General features: G+C 39.4%; 12 protein-coding genes. 3 read left to right on the forward strand and 9 right to left on the reverse strand.

What is annotated here, in order from left to right; genetic code table 11:
* Window positions 1-133: 133 nt before the first annotated feature.
* A complete protein-coding gene (locus QZZ23_RS10400; protein WP_292469766.1) occupies window positions 134-964 on the reverse strand; it encodes a YihY/virulence factor BrkB family protein in 831 nt (276 codons plus the stop codon).
* Window positions 965-1,057: 93 nt separating this feature from the next.
* Between QZZ23_RS10400 and QZZ23_RS10405 the strand changes: the two genes are divergently transcribed.
* Complete coding sequence (locus QZZ23_RS10405; RefSeq protein WP_292469768.1) at window positions 1,058-2,110, forward strand: AI-2E family transporter; 1,053 nt, start codon at window positions 1,058-1,060, stop codon at window positions 2,108-2,110.
* 169 nt (window positions 2,111-2,279) lie between these two features.
* Here the strand turns inward: QZZ23_RS10405 and QZZ23_RS10410 are convergent, their stop codons facing one another.
* Both QZZ23_RS10410 and QZZ23_RS10415 read right to left on the reverse strand, forming a co-directional pair.
* Window positions 2,280-3,023 (reverse strand): phosphoadenylyl-sulfate reductase, encoded by a 744-nt coding sequence (locus tag QZZ23_RS10410; RefSeq protein ID WP_292469770.1) that lies wholly within the window; start codon window positions 3,021-3,023, stop codon window positions 2,280-2,282.
* An 87-nt stretch (window positions 3,024-3,110) separates the two neighbouring features.
* Window positions 3,111-3,275 (reverse strand): hypothetical protein, encoded by a 165-nt coding sequence (locus tag QZZ23_RS10415; RefSeq protein ID WP_292469772.1) that lies wholly within the window; start codon window positions 3,273-3,275, stop codon window positions 3,111-3,113.
* Between the two features lie 245 nt (window positions 3,276-3,520).
* Between QZZ23_RS10415 and QZZ23_RS10420 the strand changes: the two genes are divergently transcribed.
* Window positions 3,521-3,718: a winged helix-turn-helix domain-containing protein gene (locus QZZ23_RS10420; protein WP_292469774.1), complete on the forward strand. Its 198-nt coding sequence runs from the start codon at window positions 3,521-3,523 to the stop codon at window positions 3,716-3,718.
* A 547-nt stretch (window positions 3,719-4,265) separates the two neighbouring features.
* Complete coding sequence (locus QZZ23_RS10425; RefSeq protein WP_366931345.1) at window positions 4,266-4,838, forward strand: cobalamin-dependent protein; 573 nt, start codon at window positions 4,266-4,268, stop codon at window positions 4,836-4,838.
* A gap of 712 nt (window positions 4,839-5,550) precedes the next feature.
* On the opposite strand, the gene QZZ23_RS10430 is transcribed toward QZZ23_RS10425, so the two are convergent.
* From QZZ23_RS10430 to hisS, 6 genes are all read right to left on the reverse strand, one after another.
* The gene (locus tag QZZ23_RS10430) at window positions 5,551-6,009 is read right to left on the reverse strand and encodes a 30S ribosomal protein S15 (RefSeq protein WP_292469776.1); all 459 of its coding nucleotides are present in this window, start codon (window positions 6,007-6,009) and stop codon (window positions 5,551-5,553) included.
* A 197-nt stretch (window positions 6,010-6,206) separates the two neighbouring features.
* The gene (locus QZZ23_RS10435) at window positions 6,207-7,436 is read right to left on the reverse strand and encodes a hypothetical protein (RefSeq protein WP_292469778.1); all 1,230 of its coding nucleotides are present in this window, start codon (window positions 7,434-7,436) and stop codon (window positions 6,207-6,209) included.
* Between the two features lie 32 nt (window positions 7,437-7,468).
* Window positions 7,469-7,966: a hypothetical protein gene (locus tag QZZ23_RS10440; protein ID WP_292469780.1), complete on the reverse strand. Its 498-nt coding sequence runs from the start codon at window positions 7,964-7,966 to the stop codon at window positions 7,469-7,471.
* Complete coding sequence (locus QZZ23_RS10445) at window positions 7,947-8,630, reverse strand: hypothetical protein (RefSeq protein WP_292469782.1); 684 nt, start codon at window positions 8,628-8,630, stop codon at window positions 7,947-7,949. Before QZZ23_RS10445 ends, QZZ23_RS10440 begins: the two co-directional genes overlap by 20 nt.
* Before the next feature lie 11 nt (window positions 8,631-8,641).
* Window positions 8,642-9,124: a hypothetical protein gene (locus QZZ23_RS10450; protein ID WP_292469784.1), complete on the reverse strand. Its 483-nt coding sequence runs from the start codon at window positions 9,122-9,124 to the stop codon at window positions 8,642-8,644.
* Window positions 9,121-10,356, reverse strand: a complete 1,236-nt coding sequence (hisS, locus tag QZZ23_RS10455; protein WP_292469787.1) for a histidine--tRNA ligase — start codon at window positions 10,354-10,356, stop codon at window positions 9,121-9,123. Before hisS ends, QZZ23_RS10450 begins: the two co-directional genes overlap by 4 nt.
* Window positions 10,357-10,842 lie beyond the last annotated feature (486 nt).

The following is a 10,842-nucleotide window of genomic DNA, read 5'->3' on the forward strand; positions in this document are numbered from 1 at the left end:
AACTGCAATCATTACCATAAAGGCAAACAATCGTACCAAGCCAGCTAAGATAGCACATAATGTGGATACACAAGCACATATGTATGAGGATATATTATTGGATATATATATAATATATAACATACGAGCCCAATCACACTGATTCTGAATATACACCCATAAATTCTGCCATGAAAGTAACGATGATGGAAGACATGTATATCCACATAAAAACAACAAGTATGGAACCTATTGTACCATATACTGTTGTAATGTTGCTGTAAAATAGATAGACACCTATGATATATTTTCCCATCGTAAGTAGAATAACAGTCAGTAAAGCACCTATAAATGCATGCTTTAGATCAGGTGTGGCTTCAGGAAGCACCCTGAATATATACATAAAAAGTGCAATCAGAGTGAGGAAATTAATTCCAAAGCTTGTAAGCTCAACAAGAACTGTGGGAATTGAAAATACTACTTGCAAGTTGTCAGATATAACGAAGAATACAACTTCAAATAAAGTGCTTATCGGAACAAGCAGTCCAAAGACAAAGGCTGCAACAAAGGCTGAAAACCTGTTGAGTACAAGCTGATGGAGCCAGCTTCTGCTGGATGGCTTTGTACCCCACATTTTATTGATCATTTTCTGGAGCTGATGAAAAATATTGCCAGCACTCCATATATAAATAAAGAAACTTATGATAATACTTAAATTAAAAGATGTATTTACAGAAAGCTGAGTAAAGAGAGAATTTAACGCTTTTATTACAAAATCATCTGCAAATAAGGATACGTCCGTAATTATGGCAGCCTCGATAATCTGTTGTTTCAGGAAGATACTACCTATGAACAGAGCAAAGAGAAGAAGAGCAGGCAGGCCTATTATTGCATGGAAAGAAAGAGCTGCACTATTCGTGATACCATCATCTTCTATCCACTTATCAAGGATTTTTCTGAAAAACGATGTACTCTCTGCTACCATCATTTAGAATTATGCCTAATAGCATTTAGATGTTTTTAAACCAGTACTCGTATAGTACAAATCAGATAAAATCCTTAAATACAATGAACAATCATGAGAGAAGTAATGAATAGTTCAAGTAAGATGCCTCAAGCATTACTGATACTTGGTTTACTGGCAGCAGTACTTATCTATGCACTATACCCATATATTAATGCTTTTTTTGGGGCGTTTATCCTGTACGTGGTTTTCAAGCCTCTCTACATTTACATGACAAGCAGGTTGAAGGTAAATCGAAGTATTGCAGCCTTTGGAATAATAGTACTTACGATCATTTTGATAATAATACCTCTGTACATACTCATAACAATTGTAATTTTCCAGATGCAGAGCATCCTTTTTGACACAAGTTCTATCCTTCAATATTTAGACTCTGCCAGCCTTTACATCAACCAGTTGCCCCTTGATAAGCTCCCAGTTGAGATCAGTATACGGGATAAAATTACAGAAGTAGTAGCAGCAGCAGCAAATTTCTTTAGTATCATGCTTGTTAATGCTATACAAAGCCTAGGACAAAGGATTATAGAATTTATAATTATGTATTTTCTCCTGTACTATCTGCTTGTAGAAGTAGGAACACATTCTTCGGAGAAATTCAAAAAAGCAATACCTTTTAGCAAGAAGAACAGAGATATACTTCAGAACGAATTCAAGTCGATTGTAAATGCGACACTGATAAGTTCTGGAATAATTGCCCTTGTACAAGGATCGTTGCTTACCATTACTTTTCTTTTGCTTGGCGTTGAGGGAGCATTCCTTTGGGGATTTGTTGCAGTATTCCTGTCATTCCTTCCAGCAGTAGGTGCAACACTAATATGGATACCTGCCGTGATAATCCAGTTGATCCAGCAGGATTATTTCATAGCCGTGGGAATTCTAGTAGGAGGAATTATCCTCAGTTCCGTCGATAATTTACTAAGACCAGCAATACAAAACAAGGTAGGAAGCATCCATCCCCTTGAATCAATTATTGGAGTTATAATCGGACTAAACCTCTTCGGTCTGCTGGGAATTGTGATAGGACCCCTGTTAATATCATACGTAGTGCTCATGGCAAAAATGTTTAATGAGGAGTACCTTTCTGAAATTGAGAATGACGATCATTAGAAATGATACATTCAGATTTCCTTGAACACTTTTGCCAGTAATTCACAACGAACATAAATCGAGAAGTCAGAAAAATCCGGCACCTATATGCGATAATGGGAATGGTACCTTTTTAGGACAAGGCCTTTATCGTAAGATAAATCATTACCGACGAGTCCTTTCCTTTCTGTCAAACCTGAGGCCTTATAGTTCCAGAGTGAATACCGCATTCTTTCTTGGTAGCCTCTTCCCACCACCAACGTCCTTCACGCTCATGCTGTCCCGGCAGAACAGGTTTGGTACATGGTTCACAGCCAATGCTGACATACCCCTTCTCATGAAGCTCATTGTATGGAACATCATTTTTCATGATGTATTCCCATACCTGTTTGGAGGTCCAGTTTGCCAGAGGATTGAACTTTATGAGTGTCCCATCACCAAAAGCAGAATCGACCTCGACCACAGGAACAGCCGCACGTGTGTTAGGACTCTGATCCTTACGCTGGCCTGTTATCCATGCAGCTCTAGTGCCCAGTGAGCGTCTGAGAGGATCGACCTTCCTGACATCACAACACTCACCATGCCCATCCCTGTAAAATGAGAACATACCCTTTTTCAGGACCAGTTCCTCAGTCTTATCCCTGTTGGCAAAGAAAATCTCCAGTGGAATATCATAATGATTACGCACCACATCAAAATATTTGTATGTTTCCGGGTGCAGACGACCTGTATCCAGAGAGAAGACACTCACATCCTGCCTGATCTTTGTTGCCATATCAATAAGCACCACATCCTCGGCACCACTGAATGCAATGGTAATACCACTTCCAAATCTGTTGAGAGCATACTCAAGAATTTCCTGCGGAGAACTGTCACTATACCCTTCAGCTAATTGATATACCTCTTTTTTTAATTCCGCGTTTTGTTCTGGCATAATTTGTTTTCCTGTTAATTGGATCGAATATGTATATTATAAATGGACACTATATAATATAAAAATAACCTGCAGCACAGATATATACTACTGATGCAGGAACATGTACTTCAACACAATGGTCTTGAATCCCTCATAGCCTGCGCGCTGAATGGTATCCCTGAAACGTTCACCTGATGTTGCTTCGTTTTTGAAGAACTCCGGGGATCTTTCGATTATCCTAAAGAGAGAGTTCTCACCTACAAGTATCAAAATGTATATAAATTATAAGCACAATTCACAATCGTGAATTTACAATAGTGAAAATATCTTGCCATAAATGCTCATGGGAACTTATACATTAAATTTATAAAAAGGAGTGATGAATATGAGGGATCGTTTTTGTTGATAGCTACGTAGAAAAAATACACATAAAGAAAAACGCAGAATCATCGAAAGACAAACACCTGAGAAAAACAATTGAAGGACTGCCACCTTCAGCAAAACTCGTCTTTAAGGTGCTTGAATACGGAGGCCTCCTGACGCAAAAGGAGATAGCTGAGCAAAGTTACCTCTCACCACGCACCATCAGGTATGCACTTAACAGACTAAAGGACGAGGATTTCCTACAGGAAAGATTCTATTTCAAGGATGCGAGACAAAGCCTGTATGGTTTGAAAAACGTACCATATATAAATGAGGCTTTGATGAACTAAAGTCAACAAGTAAATACAGGAATTATGAACATGCTTGCGAAAGAGTTTAAACTGGTAGTCACCTGATACATGATTGCAGTGAGAAGCTCAATCAGATTGTAAAAGACTATAATTAATCCTGAAACTTGCGGAAAGGTCCTGACAATAAACCATAGATATGTGATTACCAGGTCTGGCGACTTTTCCACAAACTCTTTTTTAAATAAATATTTTCCTCTTATTAGTTTCTAAAAAAGGTGACTGGATGGACAGAATAGCAATAATTCATCCTGTATATCAAAGCACCAGCCAATCATAAAGATATTTCGGCCCACACACCACAGTGGACCTAGTTTTTGTTTTTATCGATTAACATGTGTATTTGTATTTTTAGAATTTACAGAATAATAACAATGAAATAAATAATATATGCACTTCCTGATTACTTTGTGAATTATCATCAACAACATGTTTTAGAAAATATATATCAGAGAACTAAGAATTCAGATACTTATTACCTGCTACAAAAAACAGGCAACATTTATAGAAATCCGGAGAGTGGTTGCAAGTGCTATCAAGAGAAAGTATTATTAAAAGAGCGATAGAAGCTATTATGACACTTAATGACACCATGGCACAGAGTGTTGCTATGGAAGCACTTGAAGCAGGAATTGAACTGGAGTATGTTCTTGAAGAGGGATTCTATGCGGGCATCATCAAGATAGAAGAAATGTTCAAAGACGGAAAAGTGTTCCTACCCCACATGATCGCAGCCGCTGAGGCTATGAAAGCCAGAATCAATACACTAATGCCCTCAAAAGAAGCCACGGATTATGGCATGAAATATAAAGGCACTATTCTTATTGGAACTATTGAAGGAGACATACATTCAATTGGTAAGGACATCGTTGCAACATCCCTTCAGATAGACGGATACGAAGTCATCAATCTTGGTGTAGATGTACCAGTGGAGACCTTCATCGAAAAAACGATGGCTATATGCCCGGATGTTGTAGCTACATCTGCATTGATGTCAATAACAATGACCAACCAGTTGACCCTTGAAAAAGAACTAGCAGAAGCAGGCATTCATGATTCCCTGAAAACAATGGTTGGTGGTACCCCTTTAACCCTTGAATGAGCTCAGGCAATTGATGTGGATATCTACGGAAGTAATGCAGCGGATGTCGTTAAAAAATTGAATGCTATTTTAGGATCTAAAAAGAGAAGTGGATGCCCTTCAAAGGAACTTCTTGCTGTCAATGTCTTCCATTGATAGTAATATTTACCCATATTACGTCTTCAATTCAACTTTTCACCAACAAAATAAGATGCTGAGTTGCAATGCAACTCCTTGATAAGAATGTGGAACAAAATATGCTGAAGAACAGAACGTGAACATGAAAGCATTTTTGTGGGAGAGATGATGTTAGGGAGTGAGTACAGAGGGTGTCTGTCCACGTTCTGTTTATTTTGATTTGTTTTTACTTCAGCAGTTTTCCGATGAATACATCGTACCACCAACCAGTCTTCAAAACCCAGATAATAGGTTTTGTGACTATAATTAATACTATCAAAACATATTATATAAATATATCTATGGCACAGTATATAATAAGAATCATAATTATGAGATATTGAATTTCAAATGATAATAGTATGTTGAAAACATGATATGAAGATAAATTGAATGCATACAAGAAAGATCAAGTTAAAATCAGAACACGAAGAAACTCAAAAAGTAAAATGAAACAATAAGAACTCGCAAAAAATACATCCATAGCCTACGCTTGGAAGGTTGCTAATAAAAAAAGATATGTGTTTGACCTTGCGGCCAAACATTTATAATTTGTTTATCTAGTAATCAGCATCTCAGCAGTTTCTGGCTTGTACTTCCAGTCAGCTGGGAGAACCTTTGTAGACTGGTAGTATTTAACCAATCTTCTTATCTTAGCTTCAGTATTCTGAAGGGAACGCTTGTTGTGTACATCCTTGTGGTTGTAACCCATGTGTTTCCTCATTCTGATTGCCTGAACGATAAGGTTGTAGAGATCCTCAGGTACAGCGAATTTTTCACCGTTTTCTCTGAGAATCTTTGTTATTTTTTTACCGGTTGCGATCTTAACATCAGGTACTCCGTATTTGTCCCTGAGTACCATACCAATCTCGCTTGTGCTAATTCCCTGCTTCCACAGGTCTGTTACTACAATTGTCACTTCGTCGCTGGTCATGGTTGACCATGCAGGTGCTTCTGTACGAAGTGGTTTTGTTGGGCCGGATTTACCTTTCTTCCGGGTATGCATTTTTGCCATAAGCTTCCTCCTGATAATTGTAAGTTAAATTCGATTTAATGTATAGGTTTAGATACTTGATTTACCAGATTGTTGAACTTGGGAGACAATCTGATAATATGTTAATGTGATTGGCGAAGTGCTTCCTATGAATACCATCATCTAATATATATGTTATGATTGATGGAATTGCTTCTGTGAAAGCCATTTTTAAGATATTACCATATCATGAGTACAATGTCTGCACCTGCCGGATTCGCTGTCCTGTATATTGCATCGAGCTGGGTGTTGGCAAGATCCAATCTTGTGCTGCCACCCGTTGCGTTACACATTAATGAAATAGTCTGATTTATTTCATCGGCCCTGTAATCCCTGATATGAGATGATATCTGTTCCGTATTCGTATCTGTTATTGATGTATTCATACTTTCCACCAGATCTAAACCGATGCTTTGAACATCCGGGTTAACTTCTACATTCAACCCGTACAATTGCTTTGTGTAATTCATGCATCCAAGGGCACTCTGTATTACAGGATTGCTGTATGTTGTATCATCCGGACCGGCAATACAGGACAATTGCTCACTGTTCACCGACACCTCTGTGCCACTGATAGAAGATAAGTAATCATACGGGAATACGATCTCTGTGAGAATAACTGAAGAACCCTTTGAGGCAATCTCAATACTGTTGTTGAACATGTCGTGCAGTTCTTTGTCAGGATTTGGAGAACTTATCGCAGCATCGATGCTGTTTTCGGAAAAAGGTTCACCTATCTCAGCCCGTGTGAAAGAAAAGGTAAGTGGTAACGTGATCCTTGCCTTTTGTTTAACAGCATTTACAGGTGCTTCTTCTCCGATTATTATATCGCTCTGTACCCGGTATCCCGCAACAGGCTGCCAGTGGGCTTCAAATCTGTAATTATACCTCTGCCCAATAGTTCTCTCAAGATGGTCTTCTATCTGGTTTTCAGTTTCAATACTTTGCATTTGTGTCATGGGATTAAGAGGTTTTTCAGTGCCATTATCCACCTGATACAGACTCAGTACCAGACTTTCTGCCACCAGGTCGGAAAATGTACGATGATGCTGTTCCTTTGTAAATATGGTTTCTTCGGCATTTTCAAGGATGGAATTTTCTAAGAGGTTCACATCTATGCCTGCAAGCTCCGTGGGCTTTAATGTGTATTCGAATTCGTCCACAGTACTACCCATAATAGTATTCATAAGGCAAGTACCCATATCCTGTGCCGATGTATAGGATGCTGAACGATATTGTTCATCTGCTGTAAGTGTCGGCATAAGAATCACTGCGGAAATTGAGATAAGTACAAGGAAAATAATAGCATCAATACTAGATGAGAATGCTTTCTCATCCCTGAATATCTCTGTCGAATTGATTCTTTTACCGATGAGTGCAGATTGTTTTGCTGGTCTCAATAGTCTCATAATTCGCTCCGTTTTTTACCTTATCGCTAGTTTCACTCCCACCTGTTCTGCATGATCTTCACAGTGATGGTTCCGGGAACACACCTTGCACTGCTTCCAAGTTCTATGACAACCGGGATGGATGATGCAATAACATCCCTGCCATCCCGGGAAACTGTTCCTTCTGCAATTGTCCACTGGTAGTTTCCATCATCGGTTACTGCTTCAACATAAAAATCCAGATTTGGAGAAAAACGCTGAAAGAACATGTAGCGTTCTTTGTCTGCCGAAGGATCAACTATTCGGTCAAGTTCTTCAGCAGAAATCAGTTCAGGTCTGCTTCCCTGAAAAGAGGGGGAGGATGCAATATCCTTTGCCATCATGGCAGCCTGCTCATAGCTCTCAAGAGCTTGAGAATTATCATTGAATGCAATAAATGTCTTTGACAGGATAGCCGCAAATACCACAAATCCAATAACGACCATTGCAGTTGCTATTATATCGTTGTTAGGTTCAAGAAAAGCACTATCATCACTGATAAACGAGGACATATTCAAGTTCATTCACCTCACTTCCATCTGTAACGAACACCGATGCCCTTTCAATACGGACTTCCTTACTGGTGTTCAAATAGAATTCTTCTGTTGCCGTAATTGCCAGATATTCAGTAATATCAGTGTAGGGGAATACTGAATTAACAGGATGGCTACGATCTCCATTAGCACCTAATTGCCCGTTGAGCAGAATTCTGAGCTGAATTGGACTGAAAGGAAGAGTTTTGTAGCTTAATTGCCGGGCAGCAGAAATGTTGTGCCCGTTATCTGCAAAGGTGCAAACAACATACTCACCGGAAACTGAGATATCCATCTTATCATAATCAATAAGCTGCCCTGAATATGCATCAAAGCTGTATGTTTTCACACCGTCCCTAGTGATCGAATGTATACTTCCTGCAGCATCAATATTTGATGCAAGGTCAATAGCAATTACTTCCAATTCATCTTTTTTGACCAGGTCAGATGAACTACCTGCCAGACCGTATACTGCAGCAAGTATGATCACAGTTGCAAGAATGAGTGCCGTCTTTGACAGAATCAGGTCAACCCAGGCATCAGTATTATTTAACAGGTACCTGAAAGTACCTGAACCGTTTTTTTGTGAAACAGCATTCTCCCGTGAAAAAGATGCTATTTCAACTTTTATCCGTTTTTTCATTACGGATGTGACTAATTACTAAGTACAATAAAAATTTTTCCATTTTGATCGCGAACACTTTCCATGGTTATTGTGTGAGAACCCGGATAGAGGATAAAACAACCGTTAAGTGAAGCATTAGAATAAAATGCAGCAGACTCACCTATTGTCTGCTTATCGTCGATCTCAAAATAGTAGTTTTGGGAGTCAGAAGGCCAGTTATTTTCCTGCCCAGGTATTGCACCCATTACCAGTTTAGTATTGGAAGGAATATCTACATCCAGTGCAATAATACTACCGGCACCCTTTGATGACATCTGCTCGGCATGCGACCCGATATTAGAAATAACAGCTTTGACAGCGTAGCTTTCCTCATTCTCAAGAAGTGAATGAATCCCACTGGAAAGCAGAAGTAGCAGTGCTGCTATGGCTATAACCGCAACCACCATTCTCATGGGTAGGGCATCTGCTGCCCTTTCATCATTCAGTATTCTGTGCAGGTATTTTTTCATCATTTACATGTGAGTTTTTCAATTACCTCATCGATGGTCAGGAGTTCCTGCTCACCACTGCTCATATCCTTCAAAGTGACCTTTTCGGCTTCAACTTCCTGTTCACCGATTATAACCACGTGTCTGGCACCGATATTATTTGCATGGGAGAGCTGAGCTTTGAAGTTCCTCTTCATAAGATCATTGTATACCGGCATGTGAAGACGGAGTTTCGTTGCAACCTTTACAGCATCCAGACGGGTACTGTCCTTGGCGATGATTACAACCGGCTTATCGTCAGGTGCTTCCAGTTCACAGACTTCCATTATCCTGTCAAAACCAAGACCAAATCCTGTGGATGGAACATCTCCCCCACCAAAGAGCTGGATCAGCTGGTATGAACCTCCACCACAAACCTGATTCTGGGCACCAAGCCCTTCTGCATATATCTCAAAAACCGTACCGGTGTAGTAGTCAAGTCCCCTGGCGATCCCAAAATTAATAGTATACTCTACGCCGTAGGTATCCAGAAGTGTAAGAAGTTCCTGGAAGGTTTCTATTTCAGGAATGTTGCCCACCAGTTCCCGTGCCTTTGTAACTGCCCCTTCGCCTGTCAGACAGATCAGTTCAAGAAGTTTCATCCGCAGGTCGGCAGGTGCATTGATATCTTCAAGGAAGTCATTGAGTCCTGTATCATCTTTTTTGTCAACAAGCCTCATTATCTTACTCTGGTGCTCTGTTTCCAGAACGCTAAGAAGGTGCCTGATGACCCCCAGATTATTGACGTGAAGGTCACCTTTGATCCCAACTGATTTTAGCATCTCGCTTGCCAGTGCAATTGCCTCAGCATCAGCATCAGCTCTCTTGCTACCAATAAGCTCCACACCGAACTGCCAGAACTCTCTAAAACGTCCTTTCTGGGGTCTCTCATACCGGAAGCAGTTCTCAAAATAGAATAGCTTCAATGGCTGCTGGTATGCCTGCATCTCGTTGACGTACATCCTCATGACCGGAGCCGTCAGTTCCGGGCGCAGAGTCATTTCCCTGTCACCTTTGTCTTTGAAATTGTAAAGTTCTCCTACTATCCCTTCACCAGATTTAAGTGTGAAAAGTTCCAGATTCTCAAATGTGGGAGTAATTATCTCATTGAATCCCCAGTTCTTAACGACCTGACGCAATATGCTCTCGACATATCTTCTCTTCTTTGTATCCTCAGGGAGGAAATCACGGGTGCCTCGTGGTTTGCTGATTTTCATTTTGTGTCAACCTGATAAATGTGATTATAAATTTATGAATTATTATGAACTATAGTATGAATGAGTTCTCAGGCAATCAATGATTGTCTGAATTATCTGAACAAATGTTTACAGCTTTTAACTTAAGTATGTCTGCTAGTATAAAGGTAGTATATTTTACAGTTTCGATTAATTGTCACTTATTTCTATTTGTAATCTGGCTTTTTGTACATTTTGAATATTCTACGAGGTTCTCAGACATCTACATCCGCCACATTATTTTTTACATCCGCAGTTGTCTTTTATAAATACAACAAATGAATATCCGTGCCAGACTATTATTTTTTCCATCATTACACAATAAAATGATAAAGTTTATATATTGTTCTGTCATGTCCTGACCAGCTAAAATCAGCTGAAAAACAGGTTTACTTATGAAATCATTGAATTTGGGCTCTGTAGAATTCCTCATTTTGACAACAAGCATAACCTTGACATACCTGTCAA

It is taken from the genome of Methanolobus sp., from assembly GCF_016278385.1.
Taxonomy (GTDB): Archaea; Halobacteriota; Methanosarcinia; order Methanosarcinales; family Methanosarcinaceae; genus Methanolobus.